The organism is Streptomyces sp. NPDC051907 (assembly GCF_040681075.1).
In the GTDB taxonomy this organism is placed as follows: domain Bacteria; phylum Actinomycetota; class Actinomycetes; order Streptomycetales; family Streptomycetaceae; genus Streptomyces.
Window position 1 is genome coordinate 14,173 of sequence record NZ_JBFAYB010000098.1, and the last position, 17,662, is coordinate 31,834.

Here is a 17,662-nt window from a genome sequence, read left to right on the forward strand (position 1 = left end):
TCTGTCATGGCCGCACGTCGGATGCCGCGCCGAGACGCTCGGGCGGGACGGCGGCGAGAGATGACCGGCAGGCAGGCCGGACGTGGAACGGGGGGAGGGGGTCGCGTCAGCCCACGGCGACGGACTCGTGGCGGTCGTCGTCGCCGGGCGCGGCCGGCCCCTGCGGGTCGTCCGGCGCGGCGGGCAGATCGCGCATGCGGCGCAGCGGGGAGAGCAGCAGCGGCAGCGGTACGACGAGGAAGCCGATCGCGCAGACCCAGAGCGCGGCGCGGGCGTCGAAGGCGTCCGCGACCGCGCCGCCCACGATGGCGCCGAGCGGCAGGGTGCCCCAGACGAGGAAGCGCAGGGTGGCGTTCATCCGGCCGAGCAGTCGGGGCGGGCAGAGCGCCTGGCGGAAGCTGACCTGGGCGACGTTGTAGACGACGGCGCCGAAGGAGACCACGGCGGATCCGACGGCGAACAGGGCGGCTGCGGCGCCGGGTCCGGACAGCGGCCACAACAGGGCGAACGGTCCGGTCGCCAGGGCGGAGAGCCAGATGATGCGGCCCTGCCCGATGCGGCCGGCGAGGGCCGCGGCGCTCACCGCGCCGACGAGTCCGCCCACGGCGGAGGCGGCGAGCATCATACCGACGGCGAACGGCTCGAGGCCGAGCACCCGCACCAGGAAGATGGTCTGAGTGGCCATCAGCATCGCGGTGAAGAAGTTGCCGAACCCGGTCGTCGCCGCGATCACCCGGAGCAAGGGGTGGCCGAGGACGAACCGGAGGCCCTCCCCGACGTCCTTGCGCAGGGACGCGCCCGCGACCGGCTCGGGCCGGGCCTCGGGCGGCCGCTTCATGGCCAGCAGGAACAGCGCGGACACGGCGTAGCCGATCGCGTCGGCCACGATCGCCAGATGGGCCCCGACGGCCTGGACGAGCCCGCCGCCGAGCCCCGGGCCGGCGACATGGGCCGAGGAGCGGACCGTCTCCAGTGCGCCGTTGCCCGCCATCAGCTGCTCCTTGGGCAGCAGTTCGGGCAGATAGCTCTGGTGGGCCACGTCGAAGAAGACGGTTGCCGCCCCGGTGACCAGAGCGACGACGTACAGCTGAGCCATCGTCAGCACGTCGGCGACCGCGGCCAGCGGGATGCTCGCCATGGCCAGGGCGCGCACCGCGTCGGCCCGGATCATCAACGGGAGCTTGCGCATCCGGTCCACCCAGGCGCCCGCGGGCAGCCCGATCAGAAGGAACGCGGCGGTCTCGGCAGCTGTGAGCAGTCCCACCTGGAACGAGGGCGCCTTCAGCACGAGGACCGCCACCAACGGCAGCGCTACCAGGGTGACCTGGGCGCCGACCTGGCCCGCGGCGGCGCCGGCGAGCAGGAGACGGAAGTCGCGCATGCCCAGCAGGCCGCTGGACGCGGAAGAAGGAGAGGGGGACATGTGCCCGACCTTCGCCGGAAGGTCAATCAATAGTCAAAACACAAAGAACACTTTCGGTCGTTTCTTGCGCAGTATCTCTGTCAAATCGATAAATCCTCCGCCAGAACGGGGCAACTTCCGGATGAATGACCGACGTTGGGGCCACTGTGCAAGAGGATTCGTGCGGCGCTCGCCCGGGCGGCCCTAGGGCGATCCCGTGGGCGAAACCATCAATCGCACCAATGACCGAAAATAGTCGCCCGCTCACCGTCAGTTTCGAGGGAGCCGACTCCAGCCGGTATAGGTGCTTCGTCCTCGTCCGTACGCCGGCGGCGGGTCGCGTCAGGCCAGGTCCACGTCCTGCGCGTGGGCGTGCGCGGTCACCCCGTCCGGGCCCACCGACACGTCGGTGGGCTTCAGGCCCATCGGGAGGGGCGGCAGCTGCCGGCTGCGTTTCGACAGGGCCCTGTCGATGATCGGGGCCGCCGGGTCGATCGGGCGGTCGCCCACGGCGGCGCTGTCCGCGTGCAGGGTGACCGTCCCCGCGTCGAGACGGAGTTCGGCCGTGACGACCACCGGCATGCCCAGGACGCCGGCCTCGATCCGCAGCCGGCCGTCGCCCGCGTCGGAGAGCCGGACGTTCTGCCCGCCGCCGGCGCCGAGCGAGTCGAACGGGGCGGTGAACGCGGCGTCCACCGAAGCCGCCGCGTAGCCGTCTGAGCGCTCGGACACCTCGTGGAGATCCACCGCGGCCTTCACCGGGATGCCGTCGCGCGTTTCGGCGTCTGCCGTGACGCGCACCTCGGGGTGGGCGCCCCGGGCGGCGCCGAGCAGGAAGGGGTAGCCCTCGATGACGACCTCCGGATCGGCCAGTCGCCCGCCCTGGCGCGCGGCGATCCGGTCGGCGAACCTCTCCTCGCCCAACTGGCGGGCGACGGCGTCGACGGTGAGCAGCGCGGCGCCTGTCAGGACGGCCACGGCCGCGGCGACGACGCGCCGGCCCGGCCGCCGCCGCGGCGCCGTGCGCAGGGTCCGCTTCTTCGAAGTCGTCGGGGTGTGCGGGGTCTTCACGGGCATGGGGTGCGTACCTCAGGGAGTGGGAAGCCGGTCGGAGCCGGACGCGGCGGCGGACGCGGACAGGGGAGCCGGAGCCGGGGGCGTCGGGCCGCCCTCGATGTCCACCCGGGGGAGGATCCGGTCGAGCCAGGCTGGCAGCCACCAGTTGCGCTCGCCGAGCAGCACCATGCTGGTCGGGACGAGCAGCCCGCGGACGACGGTGGCGTCCAGGGCCACGGCCGTGGCCAGCCCGATGCCGAACATCTTCACCACGGGGTCCTCGGACAGCAGATAGCTGAGGAACACACAGACCATGATCATCGCCGCCGAGGTGATGATCCGGCCCGTGCCGGCCAGTCCTTCGACGACCGCGCGCGCGTTGTCCCGGCGCCGGAGGTAGGACTCGCGTACGGCGGTCAGAAGGAACACCTCGTAGTCCATGGAGAGCCCGAACAGCACCGCGAACATCAGCAGAGGGACGTAACCGGGTATCGGCGCCGGGCCGTCGAGGCCGAGCAGGCTCGCCCCCCACCCCCACTGGAACACCGCGGTCAGCACGCCGTACGAGGCGGCGACCGAGATCAGGTTCATCACGGCCGCCTTGAGCGCGACGACCGGCGCGCGGAAGGCCAGGAGGAGGAGCAGGCCGGCGACGAGGACGACGCTGACGATGATCAGCGGCATCCGGTCGGCGAGCCGCGTGTTCAGATCGGCCTGGGCGGCCGTCGGCCCGCCCACATGGGTGGCTGCCCCGGTGCCCGCGGTGGCCTCGGGCAGGGCGGTCTCCCGCAGCCGGTCCACCAGCGCGACGGTGTCCGGATCGCCGGGGCCGGTGGTCGGGGTGACCTGCCAGAGGGCGGTGCGGCCGTCCGCGCTGAGCCGGGCCGGGCTCACCGCGGCCACCCCGGGGGTCTGTGCGAGGCCCTCGGCGACCGTCGTGACGCGGTCGTCGGACGGTCCCTCGGCCGCCGTGGGCAGGGTCGCGGTCACCTGGAGCGGGCCGTTGGCGCCCGGCCCGAAGGCCTCGGCCAGCTGGTCGTACGCGGTACGGCCCGCCGTTCCCGCCGCCTTGTCGCCCGCGTCGAGCTGGCCGAACGTCAACTGAGTGGCGGGTATGGCCAGTACGCCCACCAGGACCAGGCTCGCGAGCAGATAGCGCCAGGGACGACCGGCCACATGCGTGGCGAGCCGGTGCCAGCGCACGCCCGCGGGGTCGCTCGGACCGGCGGAAGCGGCGGCGTCGTCCGTGTCATCGGCGTCGGCGACGGCGGCGGGTGTCGTCGGGGCGGGCCGGCGGCCGGGCTTGCGGCCCAGTCGGCGGCCGAGCAGCGCGAGCAGGGCCGGCAGCAGGGTCAGGGCCGCGAGGACCGCCACGATGACGGCGATCGCAGGCGCGAGCGCCAGCGCGTAGAGCAGCGGCAGCCCGCCGAGCGCCAGACCCGCCAGAGCGGCCGCCACCGCGCAGCCGGCGAAGGCGGCGGCCTTGCCGGCGCTCGCCGTGGTATGCGCGGCGGCGTCGACTGCCTCGTGCCCCTCGGCCAGGAGTTCACGGAAACGCGTCAGACAGAAGAGGGTGTAGTCGATGCCCACGCCGAGGCCGATCATCGCCGCGATCGTGGCGCCCGCCGAGGGCATGTCGAGGACGTGCCCGACCAGACCGATCGCCGACAGCGTGATCACCAGCCCCACGACCCCCACCAGCAGGGGGAGCCCGGCCGCCACGATCCTGCGCAGCCCGAGGAAGAGGATGACCGCGGCCGCCGCGAGGCCGATCAGCTCGCTGTGCGCGGTGGACCCCTTGTCGGCGGCGGCCGCGAGGTCCCCGCCGGCCGTGACCTCGATGCCCGCCTGCCGGGCGGGTTCGGCGGCCGACAGCACGGCCTCGCTGATCTCCGGGGTGATGTCGCGCCCCGTCACGTCCAGCCCGACCGAGAGGTAGGCGGTGCGGCCGTCCGGGCTCATGGCCGCCCGGCCCGACGTCCCGTACGGCGCGGAGACGCTCACCACGTGGTCCACCAGGGCCACGTCATCGGCCGCCGCCTCGACCGCCTTCCGCGCGGCGGCGGAGGTCAGCGCCGGGCCGTCCGGGTCCGTGTGCAGGACGAGGGGCTGGTTGCCGGAGGCGGGCCCGGCGAAGCCGTCGGCCAGATCCCGGGCCGCCTGGCTGTCGCTGCCGGGGATGGTCACCGCCTCGCTGGTGACCCGGCCATGGAGCATCACGGCGGCGGCGACGGCGATCGTCACGGCCGCCCAGACGGCAAGGATCCGTCGCGGTCTGAGGGCACACCACCGGCCCAGGGCAAGGAACATCGTGCTGTGCTTCCCCTCCATGAATGAAGTTGCACTCTGAGTGCACATTTACCGTTGCACTCAGAGTGCAATAATGTCAATCGAAGAGAGGAGTCCCAGGTGGGACGGCATCCCGAGCAGGACACCGCGCGGCGCCCGGAGCAGGGCGGCCCGCAGGCCGCGGCGGACGGCCGGACTGAGCGCGGCCGGCAGACCCGCGAGAAGATCGCCGACGCGATGCTCGCGCTCCTCGACGAGGGAGTGACGGAGTTCCCCGCCGACCGGGTGGCGAAGTACGCGGGGGTCTCACGGCGATCGGTGTTCCACCACTTCGACGACATGGCCCAGCTCGTGGACACCGCCATCACCCGGCGGCTCGATCAACTCGCCCGGCAGATCAGGCCGTTGCCCACCGAAGGCCCGCGCGCCGCACGCGTGGCGGCCCTGGTCGAGCAGCGGGCCCGCATCCTGGAATGGATCACCCCGGCGCGCATGGCGATCATGCGCATGGACCACCCCTCGGAGCGCATCCGTCAGGTCACCGAGGAGACCTTCGCCGACGCCCGCCGACGGATGGAAGGGGTGCTGGCCGAGGAGCTCGACCGGCTGTCGGGCCGACGGCGCATGGACCTGGTCAACGGGCTCGACGCGGTGACCACATGGGGCGCCTGGCACCACTGGCGCTCCACCGGGCTCAGCCCCGAGGAGGCGCGGCACGCCATGGAGGCCACCGTGCTGAGCCTGCTCGCCTCGATCGACCTGCCTGACCCGGCGCCGCACGCGTCCGAGTGAACGGCCCGCAGGCCCTGCTCGCGATCCTCCGAGGCGAAGCTCCCCTGTGGGCGGTCGCGAGGGCGGCTCAGCCGGTCGCGGGCGCCAGGGCAGGGTCGCCGGACGTCACGCCCGGCGGATGGATCAGATGCGTGGAGACGGTGTCGCTCGGGACGCGGGCGCGGTCCACCAGGAGGACCCGGTGGCCTTGGCGGGCCAGCAGCGGCCGACGCGTCCGGGCGCCTCGGCGGCGAGCGCAGTGACCGTCTCAGGGGTACCCAGTTTGAGGGGCGCGCCGTCGCCGACCAGCCGGCGGCGACCGGCCGGGCACGGGAGCCCTCGCCCCGGACGTACCGCCGCACTGGACGCACTTGGACGCACCGGACGCATCGCCGGACCGCGTCAGCCGGCGGCCGGGGCCGGTGCCAGGTGCTCCGAGCCAGGGGACCTCCCGCGGGCGAAGGCCGCGTCGGCCGCCGCTGGGCCGAGCAGGGTCAGACAGATCGCCCACACCCGATCGACGTCGTGCCGTTCCGCGTCGGGCAGCGGGGCGCCGACCGAGACGCGGGCCGTGTGCGCGGCGCCGAGCAGCTCGGCGGCCCGCTCCGCGTCAGCCCTAGCCGCCGCCGCGCCGGCCAGCCCCTCCAACGCCAGAGCCACCGCCCGTACGTCGCCCAGCCCGCGCGCCACCGCCAGCCCCTCGGCGTGCAGCTCGCCGGCCCGGGCCGCATCGCCCCTCAGCTCCGCCGTGAAACCGAGCTCGGCCAGGGCCAGCGTCGTGCCGGGCCCGTAACCCGTGGCGCGGAACCAGGCCAGGACGCCGTCCATGTGGGCCTCGGCCTCCGCGAGGTCCCCCGTGCGCCGCGCGAGCATGCCCAGGCCGATCCTGGCATCGGCCTCGCCCGCACCGTTGTTCTGCTCCCGTGCCAGCTTCCAGGCACGCTCGTGCCGCTCCCGGGCGGCGGCGTGGTCGCCCGTCAGGGAGGCCAACCGGCCCAGCGCGCACAGCCGCTTGGCGGCCTCCGTCCACAGCCCCAGCTCCTCGGCGAGGGCGAGCCCCTCCTCGTGCAGCCGGGCCGCCCTCGGGTAGTCGCCGGCGATCTCGTGCAGCGCGGCCCGCGGGAACACCGTCTGCAACAGCCCCCAGCGGTCGCCCAGTGCGGCGAACAGCCGGGCGCTGCGCTCGGCGTCGCGGCCCACCTGGTCGAGGTCGCCGTGCGCGAGGGCGTGCCGGGCCCGCACGCTCAGGGAGGCCGCCGTGCCCCAGGTGTGGCCGATCTCCTCGCACGCGGCCAGGGCCCGTTCGGTGAGCTCCTCCCCGACGGCCACCTCTCCCGCGCCCATCTGCGCGGAGGCCAGGAACCACAGGGCGGTGGCCCGGGCCTGCGGGTCCTGCGCCGACGCGAACGCCGTGTCGAGGGCGTCGACCGCGGCCTGGACCTGCGCCTCGCCGGTGGCCGGCGAGGCGCCTTCGCACAGCGTCAGACCGGTCCGCCAAGCGGCCGCCGAAGCGACGGCCGCGGCCCGTTCCGGCTCTTCCCCCGGCCGGTCCGGGACAGTCCGCTCGGCGGCGAGGCACGCGTCGAGGAGGCGCCCGGCCACGGCCGGCCTGCCCCGCAGCAGCCAGTACCAGGTCAGCGCGCGGGCAGCCTGGAGCGCCTCCACCACCGCCCCGCGCGAAAGCGCCTCCTCGACGGCGGGGCCGAGGTCGGCCTCGGCCGCGTCCAGTCTCGTCAGCCACTGCCGTTGCCGTGGCCCGCGCAGGAGCGGCTCCGCCCGCAGCGCCAACTCCCGGTGATGGGTGCCGTGCCGCGCCCGGGCGTCCGCCTCCTCACCGGCCTCCCGCAGCCGCTCCAGGGCGTAGTACTTGACGGACTCCAGCAGTCGGTACCGCGTCTCGTCCGGACGGTCGACTAGGACGACGAGCGAGCGGTCCGCCAGTCGGGCCAAGATCTCCGGAACGTGGGCGTCCGTTACCTCCGCGCCGGCGCAGACCGCCCGGGCCGCCGCCCCCGAGGCGTCTGTCGCGTGCACGGACAGCCGTCGCAGCACGGCCTCTTCGGCGGGCTCCAGCAGCCCCCAGCTCCAGTCGATCACCGCGCGCAGGGTCCGCTGGCGTTCGGGCGCCCCGCGCAACCCCCGCGAGAGCAGGGCGAACCGGTCGTCCAGCCCGGCCAACAGGCCGTGCACCCCCAGGGCGCGGGCCCGTGCGGCCGCCAGTTCCAGGGCGAGGGGGAGACCGTCCAGCCGGGCGCACAGGCCGGCGACGGCCGCCGTGTCCTCGGGCGAGGCGAGCGCGGCGGCGGGCAGTCCGGAACGGACCGTGAACAGCGCGACGGCGTCCGCCGGCGCCAGCGGCGCCAGCTGGTGGACCGCTTCCCCCGCCAGCCCGAGCGGCTCCTGACCGGTCGCCAGGACCGACAGCCCGGGCACCCGGGGCAGGACCGCGGCCAGCAACTCGGCGACCGCGTCAGCGAGATGCTCGCAGTTGTCGAGCAGCAGCAGGAGCCGCCGCTCGCGGAGGGCCCCCGCGAGCAGCTCCACGGCGCCCGCCGCGCCCTCGTCCGGCGCGCCCGCCGCGCCCTCGTCCGCCCCGGCGGTCGGCCCTGGGCGGGGCTGCCCTGTGTCGGGCTGCCGTACGCCCAGGGTCCTGAGCACGGTCTGGGCCACGACCTCGCTGGGCGAGCCCGCGGGGAGCGGGGCGAGCTCGGCCAGCCAGATCCCGTCCGCGTAGCGGCCGGCCGCACGGTCCGCGCACTCGATCGCCAGGCGGGTCTTGCCGACGCCGCCGGGCCCGGTGACGGTGACCACCCGGGAGTGCTCCAGCAGAGCCTCCACGGCGGCGAGTTCGCAGGTCCGGCCCACGATCTGGGTGAGCGGCGCGGGCAGCCGGACGCCTCCGCCCGCCGCTCCGGTGTAGTCCGCTGTCGCCCGGGGGCCGGTCGCGGCGTGGTCCGCCGCCCGAGTCGGGCCCCGTCGGGGACTGGGGTGCGTACCCCTGCGCGGCTCCCCGGACCGGCCCTCAGCCCCGCGTTCGACGCCCGTCGACCCGGCGACGAGTGCGGGCGCCTCGTCCGGCGTCGGGGTGTCGTCGGGACCGAAGCGCCGTTCCACATCGGCATCCTGACGCAGGATCGCCTGGTGCAGCGCCGTCAGCGTGCTCCCGGGTTCCAGTCCCAGGTCCCGTGCCAGCCGGCCGCGCAGGTCCTCGTAGCCTGCCAGCGCCTCGGTCTGCCGGCCCGCCCGGTACAGGGCCCGCAGCTGTACGGATCGCAGCCGCTCGCGCAGCGGATGCGCGGCGACCAGCTCGTCCAGCTCGCCGAGGACCGTGTGCTGCTCGCCGAGGCGAACCCGCAGGTCCAGCAGCTCCTCCAGCGCGGCGAGGCGTTCCTCCTCCAGCCGCCCGGCCGCCGCGCGCACCGCCGGATCGCCGGTGTGGCCCGCGTACGCCTGACCGCGCCACAACTCCAGTGCCTGACGCAGCAGTTCCGCCCGGGGCCGGGCGGCCAGGCCCCCGGACCGCGCCTGTGCGGTCAGCTCGGCGAACCGCTCGGCGTCGAGCGCCCCGGGCGCCAGCCGCAGCCGGTAGCCGCCCTCGTCATGCACCAGACGTGCGCGCCCGCCGCCCGGCTCGGCCCGTTCGAGGGCCGCCCGCAGCCGGGAGACCTGTCCCTGGAGGCTGCTGTAGGGGTGGACCGGCGGCTCGGTGTCCGCATGGCCCCACAGGGCGTCGACCAACCGGTCCGCGGAGACCGGCCGTCCGGGCGCCGTCAGCAGCCGGACCAGCAGGCTGCGCACCTTCGCCCCGGTCACGGTCACCGGCTCGCCGTCAGCCGCCCAGACCGTCAGCGGCCCCAGTACCCCCACGCGCATGACGATCACCCTAATCGCCGCAGGCAGCCAAACGGCAGCACACAGCGGCAGCGGACCGGCAGCAGACCGGCAGTCAACCGGCAGCGCGACGCCGCAGGCTGAGCCCCGTTCAGCAGGACACCCAACCGAAGGACACACCGTCATGACCTCGAACACCGCCGGCCGGACCCCGATCACCGTGCTCGGCCTGGGCAACCTCGGCCAGGCGCTGGCCGACGCCTTCCTGTCGCAGGGCCACCCCACCACCGTCTGGAACCGCTCGGCGCACAAGGCCGACCGCCTGGTCGCCCAGGGGGCCTCCCGCGCGGCCACCGCGGCCGACGCCGTCGCCGCGGCCGAGATCGTCGTCGTCACGGTCCTGGACTACGACACGGTCGGCGAACTCCTCCGGTCGGCCGCCGGGACCCTGGCCGGCCGTACCGTGGTCAACCTGACCACCGGCACTCCGGGCGCCGCCCGCGAGCTCGGCGCCTGGGTCGCGGACCAGGGCGCCGCCTATGTGGACGGCGCCGTCTACGCGGTTCCCCAGACCATCGGCACGTCCGCCGCCTTCGTCCTCTACAGCGGCGACGAAGCGGCCTACCGCAAGCACCAGTCGGCTCTCGACCTGCTCGGCGAGGGAGCCTTCGTCGGCAGCGCCCCGGACCTGTCCTCCGTCTACGACACCGCTCTGCTCAGCGGCATGTACGGAATGTTCGCGGGCTTCTTCCAGGCGGTGGCGCTCGCCGGGACCGAGGGGATCGAGGCGGGCGCGGTGACCTCGAAACTGGTGCGGTGGCTGACGGGCGCCGTCGAGGCGCTGCCGGGCTTCGCTGAGGAGATCGACCGCGGCGAGTACGCGACCACGACCTCCAACCTGGAGATCAACGCCGTGGGCCTGCGCAACATCCTCGCCACCACCGAGGCGCAGGGCCTGTCCACCGACCTCCTCGCGCCCCTCCAGCGGCTCTTCGACGACCAGATCGACGCCGGCCACGCCTCGTCCAGCCTGTCCAGGACCATCGAGTCCCTGCGCGCCGGTCGTTGAGGAACGACGGCAACGGTCCCCGCCGCGCGGGCGACGCGCCGCCCGGCGCGGGGGCCGTGAGCCCGCGCCCCGGGGTGTGCCGGAGAGCCCGCGGGCACCTCCCGGCGGTGCACGAACGGGCACACAGCGCGCCACGCCCATCGCTCGCCCTCGCCTGTCCCACGCCGTCCCGCCCTGGCAGGGCCCGGCAGCCGCGTTATGGTCGAAGGAGGGGCGCCGACGACAGCGTTCCCGCCGAGCTCGGGTTTCGGCTGCGAGGAGGGGCGGGCGCGGCGTCGGCTCGCTGGAAGGACAGAGTGTCATGCAGCACGACCCCGAGGTCCTCGAGTTCCTCAACGAGCAGCTGACCGCGGAGCTGACCGCGATCAACCAGTACTTCCTGCACTCCAAGATGCAGGAGAGCTTCGGCTGGACGAAGCTCGCGGCGTATACGAGGCATGAGTCGTTCGACGAGATGAACCACGCGGAGATCCTGACCGACCGCATCCTCTTCCTCGACGGCCTGCCCAACTACCAGCGGCTCTTCCACGTACGGGTAGGGCAGACGGTCGCGGAGATGTTCCGGGTCGACAGAGAGGTCGAAGTCGAGGCGATCGACCGGCTCAAGCGCGGTATCGAGATCATGCGCGCCAAGGGCGACATCACCTCGGCGAACATCTTCGAGACGATCCTCGCCGACGAGGAGCACCACATCGACTATCTCGACGCGCAGCTGGAGCTCGTCGACAAGCTGGGAGAGGCGCTCTACATCGCGCAGCTCATCGAGCAGCCCACGGGCTGACCCGTTGCCTCGCGGGCCCGCGGCTCCGCCCTCAGCTCCCCTCAGGCGTCCGTATGCGGCGTCTGACGCCTGCTGCCCTGCCTTCGGCTGAAGGTTCACTCGTGCGCCGCACGCACCAGGCCCCGCCCGGCGCCTAAGGTTAGCCTGTCCTAATAGTGGCGTTATGTCAGGAATTGGCGCGGCTGACCGGCTGCGGATGAAGGAGTGGGATCGTGCGGACCCCTCGGTTGAATCGGATGCTGGCAGCGGCACTCGGCGGCGTGCTGGCCGCAGGCGTCACGGCGTGCGGCTCGGCGGAGGCCGAGCGTGTCGACGCCGGCCCGACAGCCAGCTCCGACAAGAAGATCACCGTGTACAGCGGTCGGAGCGAGTCGCTCGTCAAGCCGGTCCTGGAGGACTTCCAGGAGTCCACCGGCATCGCCGTCGAGGTGCGGTACGGCGACACCGCGCAGATGGCCGCCCAGCTCCTGGAGGAGGGGGCCCGGAGCCCGGCCGACGTGTTCCTCGCCCAGGACGCCGGGGCGCTGGGCGCCGTGGCGTCGAAGGGACTGTTCGCCCCGCTGCCGGCCGAGGTTCTTCAGAAGGTGCCCACGGCCTACCGGGCGGAGAACGGCGAGTGGGTCGGCGTCACCGGCCGCGCGCGCGTCATGGTCTACAACACCGACCAGGTCCCCACGGCCGACCTGCCGGAGTCGGTCTTCGAGGTGACCGGCCCCGAGTGGAAGGGCAGGCTCGGCGTCGCGCCGACCAACGGCTCGTTCCAGGCGTTCATCACCGCGATGCGGGTGCAGCACGGCGACGAGAAGACCCAGCAGTTCCTCGACGGCCTGGAGGCCAACGACGCGCAGACCAGGGAGGGGAACGCGCAGATCGTCGCCGACGTCGACTCCGGCACACTGGCCGCGGGCCTGGTCAACCACTACTACGTGTACGAACTGGCCAAGGAGCAGGGCGCCTCGGTCGACGACCTGAAGGCGAAGAACCACTTCTTCCCGAACGGGGACATCGGCTCCCTCGTGAACGTCTCCGGCGTCGGCGTGCTCGACGAGTCCGCGTCCGACCCGGACGTGCGCTCCTTCGTCGACTACCTCCTGGGCACGCAGGCGCAGACGTACTTCGCCGAGGAGACGTACGAGTACCCGCTGGTCGCCGGCGTCGCGACCGCGCCCGGGCTGCCGAAGCTGTCCTCCCTGGACGCGCCGGACATCGACCTGGAGGACCTGGGCGACCTGGCGACGACGATTAAAATGATCAAGGAATCGGGGCTGGCCTGACCACATCCGCCCGCACCCTGCGTCGGGCGCGGCGGCTGGCGCCCCGCCCGATGCTCGCCTGTGCGTCGCTGCTGGCCGTGGGCGTCGCGCTCATCCCGCTGACGTATCTCGGCGTGCGGGTCGGCCAGGCGGGCTGGGCCACGGTCTCCGAGGAGCTCTTCACGGCGCGCACCGGAACCCTGGTCGCGCGGAGCGTGGCGCTGGCCGCGGTCGTCACCGCGGCCTGCACCGTGCTCGGCGTCGCCGCGGCCTTTCTGGTCACCCGCACCGACGTGCCCGCACGACGGCTCTTCGGGGTGCTCGCGGCGCTGCCGCTCGCGATCCCCAGCTATGTGGCCGCCTTCGCCTGGGTGTCCACCGTCGAGGGCTTCGAGGGGTTCTGGGCGGCCGCGCTCGTGCTGACCCTCGTCTCGTACCCGTACGTCTATCTGCCCGTCGCGGCCGCCCTGACCGGCGCGGACCCCGCGCAGGAGGAGGTGTCCCGGTCGCTGGGGCGCGGACCATGGCGCACGGTCTACGGCGTGACGCTGCGCCAGGTGCGGCCGGCGGTGGGCGCGGGCGCGCTGCTCGTCGCGCTCTACGTGCTCTCCGACTTCGGCGCCGTCTCGATCGTGCGGGTCGACGTCCTCACCCGGGCCGTCTTCACCGCGGTCAACCTCGGCTTCGACCGCACCGGCGCGCTCGTGCTCGCCACGGTGCTCGTCGCCCTCACCGCGCTCGTGCTCCTGGCCGAACAGCTCACCCGCAGACGCGGGGCCCGCTACGCCCGGCTCGGCGGCGGGTCGCGCCGACCGGCGACCCGGCTGCGCCTGGGCCCGCTGCGCGCGCCGGCCGCGCTCGGACTCACCGCACTGATCGCCGCCGCCCTCGGCGTGCCGGCGGCCAGCCTGCTCCGCTGGTCCGTCGAAGGCGTCTCGCGCCCCGGGTCCCTCGCCGAACTCGCCACGGCGGCACGGAACTCGCTGGGAGTCTCCCTGCTCGGCATGGGCCTGACCGTGCTGCTCGCTCTGCCGGTGGGGCTGCTGGGCGCCCGCGCGCCCGGCGCGCTCGCCGTCGCCCTGGACCGCCTCGCCTACCTCTCGCACGCCCTGCCCGGCCTGGTCATCGGACTGTCGCTGGTGTTCTTCGGCATCAACGTCGTCTACCCGCTCTACCAGTCCCTGTGGCTGCTGGCGTTGGCGTACGCGGCGCTCTTCCTGCCCCTCGCCGTCGCGGCGGTCGGCTCCGCCGCGGCCCAGGCGCCGCCCGGACTGGAAGAGGCCGCCCGCTCGCTCGGCCGCCGACGGACCTACGTCCTGCGCACGGTGACCGTGCCCCTGGCCGCCCCCGGCATCGGCGCCGGGGCCGCGCTCACCTTCCTCACCTGCATGAAGGAGCTCCCCGCCACCCTCCTGCTGCGTCCGACCGGACTCGACACCCTCGCCACCGGCCTGTGGACGCGCACCTCGGTCGCCGCGTTCGCGGCCGCCGCCCCGTACGCGGTGCTGCTGGTGCTCATCGCGGCCGTGCCCACCTGGTGGCTGTCGGCGCGCACCGGCGTGCTCACTAGGGGAGGCGGCTGACATGGCGGAGCTGCGCATCGCCGGCGTCCACAAGGACTACGGCCCCGTCAGGGCGCTGACCGGCGTCGATCTCACCGTACGCTCGGGCGCGCTGGTGGCCGTGCTGGGTCCCTCGGGCTCGGGCAAGACCACGCTGCTGCGCTGCATCGCCGGCTTCGAGGCACTGGACGCGGGCGAGATCCGCGTCGACGGGAGCCGGGTCGCCACCCCGGACGCCTCGGTGCCGCCCGAACGCCGGCGGATCGCGGTGGTACCCCAGGAGGGCGCGCTCTTCCCGCATCTGTCGGTGCTCGGCAACGTCGCCTACGGACTGGACCGAGCGGCCCGGCGGGCCGGCCGCGCCGCGGCCGTGCTGGACCTCGTGGGCCTGGCCGGCTTCCAGGACCGGATGCCGCACCACCTCTCCGGCGGCCAGCAGCAACGCGTCGCGGTCGCCCGCGCGCTCGCGCCCCGCCCGCCCGTCGTGCTCCTCGACGAGCCCTTCAACGCGCTCGACGCCGCGCTGCGGGCCGAACTGCGCCAGGACGTCTGGCAGGCCCTGCGCGCCGACGGCGCGACGGCCGTGCTCGTCACCCACGACCAGGCGGAGGCCCTGTCGATAGCCGACGAGGTCGCGGTGATGCGGGACGGCCGGATCGTCCAGAGCGGACCGCCCGAACTCCTCTACGGCACACCGGCCGACCCCTGGGTGGCCGGGTTCGTCGGCGACGCGGTCTGGCTGCCCGCGGTGATGGACGGCGACCGAGCCCGTACTCCGCTCGGCGCTCTGCCCGTCACGCCGAGCGCTCCCGCGGACGGCGACGACCAGAACGCTCCGCAGCGCGTGCTGCTCCGTCCCGAGCAGATCGCCCTCGTCCCGCCCGGCGCGCCGGACGCGGTCCTCGCGACGGTCGTACGGCGCGACTTCTACGGCCACGACGCGGTGCTCGGCCTGCGTCTGGCGGACGGCACCGCGGTGGCGGCCCGGATCTTCGACCCGGCGTCGGTCCCGCCCTCCGTCGGCGACCAGGTCGCCCTGCGCGTCCGCGGGGCCGCACGCGTGTTCCCGAGGTAGGGGCCGGCGCGCTGGACGTCCTCCGACCGCGGGAACGCTGTCCTCCGCACGGCCCAGCCCAGACCAGCTCAGCTCAGCTCGACGCGAGCGCGACGGGTCACCTGGTCGGCGAGCAGCCGGGCGCCGGCGACGGTGTCGGCGCGGGCCACCACATGCCCGATCCGGCACGAGGAGTCAGCGGGGTCCGGCACCATGTCCCCGGGCTGGAGGTGCAGTTCGCTGTGGGCGCCCGGCACGGCGGGGATGGCGACGCGGCGCAGCACGCCCCCGGACCGGGGGAGCAGGAAGCGGATCGTCGCCGCGCTCGCGCGGGACGGCTCGGTCTGCGGCGCCCGGCCCAGCACGGCCTGAAGGTAGGCGGCTGCCTCGCTGACGCCCGTCGCCGCTTCCACGACTTCGCAGATGTTGTCGCCCGGCAGCCGCGCCCCCGTCTCGATCACATACGGCGTCTGCGAGCCGGGCGGGATCTTCACCTCGGTGTGACCGACGCCGTTGCGGATCCCGACGGCCAGCGCCGCCCGGGCCGCGGTGTGCCGCACCAGCCGGGCCGTCGCAGGCGCGAGCCCGGCAGGGCAGGTGTGCCCGGTCTCGATGCGGTAGGCGCCGCTGGTGGTGTCCTTGCGCACGACCGGCAGGGGGTAGGCCACCCCGTCGGTCACGACGGTGTCGCACGAGTACTCCTCCCCGGGGACGTACTCCTGCAGCACCACGCGCGTGTCCAGCCTCAGCCCGTGCGGCGACGCGTGCGTGTACCGCTGCGCCGCCTCGACGGCGCCGGTCAGCCGGCCCGGCGCGTCGACGACGCTCACACCCCACGATCCGCCCTGCTCCGCGGGCTTCACCACCAGCGGCCACCCCAGCTCGCGCGAGGACGCCACCCGGTGCGCCTCGGCAGGATCCCTTGCGGCCGCCCACCGGGGAGCGGGCACGCCGGACACGGCGAACGCGTCACCCATAGCGATCTTGTTGCGGGCCGCGTGCGCTCGCGCCGGGTCGTTGCCCGGCAGTCCCAGCCGGCTCGACAGCAGCGCGGCCAGCGGTGTCAGCATCTCCCAGCACGCGGCGACGCCGGAGATCCCGTGCTCCCGGCAGAACGACTCCATCTCGGCGAGGGCGCGTGGCGTGTCCGCGAGATCCGTCGCGCACACCCCGTCCAGGGCGGCTCTCAGCCAGGGGGCGTAGCCGTCGTGAACTTCCGTGTGCGTGGCCGCGTATAAGCGGATTCCCAGCTGGTCAGCGGCCTCGACGAGGAAACGCCCGGCGTTTCCCATCGGCTCGATGACCAGCACTCTGGCCCCTCGCGGGCCTGTGCCGGCAGTCATCGCACCACTCAACCCGGCGCGGCCGGCCCTCGGCTATCGGGCTGAACGACGAAAACAACCCGCGGGACTCCAGGCGGAGTTAGAGCAACGTCCCAACAGCGGAAGGCGTCGCCCGGCCGGACCCGCCTGCCCAGGGCTTCTCCGGTCGAGCGCCCCGGGTAGGCGCCCGGTAGCGTGGGCTGCGGGGAGGGCGAGACGAACCGTCGACGAAAGACGAGACCGGAAGACACCTCTCATGCCCTGCCGCGACCCCGACGACGCCGAGCGGCGCGAGGTAGGGGGGTCCCGTGCCATGAGCGACCCGTCGCGGAGCCGATGGCGAAGACCGATCGGCGCCTGGCCGGCCGTGGCCCTCACCGTGGCGGTTCTCGTCGCCGCCAATCTGGTCCTGCACCGCTGGAGCGGCCTGCTCTCCCTGCTGACGGCAGTCGTGGTCAGCGCCCTGCTGCTCGGTGTGCTCCGCTGGGCCGGCGGCTCCTGGGCGGACGCGGGCCTGGCGCCCGGCACCCTGGCCCGCGGCGCCCGCTGGGCGCTGGCCCTGATCGGCCTGGTCGGCCTCGTCTACCTGGCCGGGGCTCTGCTGCCGGCCACCCGCGCGCTGTTCGAGGACCAGCGGTACGAGGGGATGAACGGGGGCGAGCTGATGCTGCGCGTCCTCGTGTTCGTCCCCGTCGGCACCGTCCTGGTGGAGGAGATCGCCTTCCGCGGCGTGCTCTACGGTCTGGTGTGCCGCGCCCGCGGGCCGGCCTGGGCGACCGCCGTGTCGAGCCTGCTGTTCGGCCTGTGGCACGTATTGCCTTCTCTGCACCTGGCGACCGCGAAGCCTGCTGTGACCGCCGTCTTCGGCGACGTGGCGCTCGGCGCCGCCCTGGCGGTCGCGTCGGCCGTCCTGTTCACTGCGGCGGCGGGCGTCCTGTTCTGCGAACTGCGCCGCCGCAGCGGCAGTCTGCTGGCGCCCATGGGCCTGCACTGGGCGGTCAACGCACTCGGCTACCTCGTCGGCTTCCTGCTGCGCTGACCGCGCGACGGCGCAGGCGCCGCGGCCGTGGGCTCAGCCTTCCGGCTGGATGACGTTCCTCAGCCGGTCCAGGTCCTGCGCCGTGAATCCCTCGGGCCGCATGACGGCGTTCCAGCCGTCGACATAGGCGGCCTTGTAGGTGTGGCCGTGGCCGTCCGGCACGCCCGTGGAGAACGGCAGGTCGGCGGTGACCTGCCAGAAGGTCACGAAGGGCAGCCAGACCATCGCTTCGA

At 74.1% G+C, this 17,662-nt stretch carries 13 protein-coding genes; 7 read left to right on the forward strand and 6 right to left on the reverse strand.

Features of this window, described 5'->3' with window-relative positions; genetic code table 11:
• Nucleotides 1-106: 106 nt before the first annotated feature.
• The 3 genes from AB0M39_RS34130 to AB0M39_RS34140 form a co-directional block, all read right to left on the reverse strand.
• Entirely contained in the window at nt 107-1,423 is a 1,317-nt protein-coding gene (locus AB0M39_RS34130; RefSeq protein ID WP_365370718.1) for an MFS transporter, read from the reverse strand.
• A 321-nt stretch (nt 1,424-1,744) separates the two neighbouring features.
• A complete protein-coding gene (locus tag AB0M39_RS34135; RefSeq protein ID WP_365370720.1) occupies nt 1,745-2,479 on the reverse strand; it encodes a DUF2993 domain-containing protein in 735 nt (244 codons plus the stop codon).
• Between the two features lie 12 nt (nt 2,480-2,491).
• Entirely contained in the window at nt 2,492-4,702 is a 2,211-nt protein-coding gene (locus AB0M39_RS34140) for an MMPL family transporter (RefSeq protein WP_365370722.1), read from the reverse strand.
• Between the two features lie 165 nt (nt 4,703-4,867).
• Here AB0M39_RS34140 and AB0M39_RS34145 point away from each other — a divergent pair, with 165 nt between their 5' ends.
• Complete coding sequence (locus AB0M39_RS34145) at nt 4,868-5,539, forward strand: TetR/AcrR family transcriptional regulator (protein ID WP_365370724.1); 672 nt, start codon at nt 4,868-4,870, stop codon at nt 5,537-5,539.
• Between the two features lie 381 nt (nt 5,540-5,920).
• Here the strand turns inward: AB0M39_RS34145 and AB0M39_RS34150 are convergent, their stop codons facing one another.
• The gene (locus AB0M39_RS34150; RefSeq protein WP_365370726.1) at nt 5,921-9,391 is read right to left on the reverse strand and encodes a BTAD domain-containing putative transcriptional regulator; all 3,471 of its coding nucleotides are present in this window, start codon (nt 9,389-9,391) and stop codon (nt 5,921-5,923) included.
• Nucleotides 9,392-9,533: 142 nt separating this feature from the next.
• Between AB0M39_RS34150 and AB0M39_RS34155 the strand changes: the two genes are divergently transcribed.
• From AB0M39_RS34155 to AB0M39_RS34175, 5 genes are all read left to right on the forward strand, one after another.
• Nucleotides 9,534-10,418: an NAD(P)-binding domain-containing protein gene (locus AB0M39_RS34155; RefSeq protein ID WP_365370728.1), complete on the forward strand. Its 885-nt coding sequence runs from the start codon at nt 9,534-9,536 to the stop codon at nt 10,416-10,418.
• A 301-nt stretch (nt 10,419-10,719) separates the two neighbouring features.
• On the forward strand, nt 10,720-11,199 hold the full coding sequence (bfr, locus tag AB0M39_RS34160) for a bacterioferritin (RefSeq protein WP_365370730.1): 480 nt from the start codon (nt 10,720-10,722) through the stop codon (nt 11,197-11,199).
• A gap of 236 nt (nt 11,200-11,435) precedes the next feature.
• On the forward strand, nt 11,436-12,473 hold the full coding sequence (locus AB0M39_RS34165; RefSeq protein ID WP_365370732.1) for an iron ABC transporter substrate-binding protein: 1,038 nt from the start codon (nt 11,436-11,438) through the stop codon (nt 12,471-12,473).
• A 50-nt stretch (nt 12,474-12,523) separates the two neighbouring features.
• Nucleotides 12,524-14,035, forward strand: coding sequence for an iron ABC transporter permease (locus AB0M39_RS34170; protein WP_365370734.1), 1,512 nt, complete (start codon nt 12,524-12,526; stop codon nt 14,033-14,035).
• Between the two features lies 1 nt (nt 14,036).
• Nucleotides 14,037-15,089 (forward strand): ABC transporter ATP-binding protein, encoded by a 1,053-nt coding sequence (locus AB0M39_RS34175; RefSeq protein ID WP_365370736.1) that lies wholly within the window; start codon nt 14,037-14,039, stop codon nt 15,087-15,089.
• Nucleotides 15,090-15,157: 68 nt separating this feature from the next.
• Here the strand turns inward: AB0M39_RS34175 and AB0M39_RS34180 are convergent, their stop codons facing one another.
• On the reverse strand, nt 15,158-16,411 hold the full coding sequence (locus AB0M39_RS34180) for an ATP-grasp domain-containing protein (protein ID WP_365370738.1): 1,254 nt from the start codon (nt 16,409-16,411) through the stop codon (nt 15,158-15,160).
• 292 nt (nt 16,412-16,703) lie between these two features.
• Between AB0M39_RS34180 and AB0M39_RS34185 the strand changes: the two genes are divergently transcribed.
• The gene (locus tag AB0M39_RS34185; protein WP_365370740.1) at nt 16,704-17,429 is read left to right on the forward strand and encodes a type II CAAX endopeptidase family protein; all 726 of its coding nucleotides are present in this window, start codon (nt 16,704-16,706) and stop codon (nt 17,427-17,429) included.
• Nucleotides 17,430-17,462: 33 nt separating this feature from the next.
• Here the strand turns inward: AB0M39_RS34185 and AB0M39_RS34190 are convergent.
• Nucleotides 17,463-17,662, reverse strand: a 200-nt coding sequence (locus AB0M39_RS34190; RefSeq protein ID WP_365370742.1) for an alpha/beta-hydrolase family protein, incomplete at its 5' end; no start/stop codon positions are given.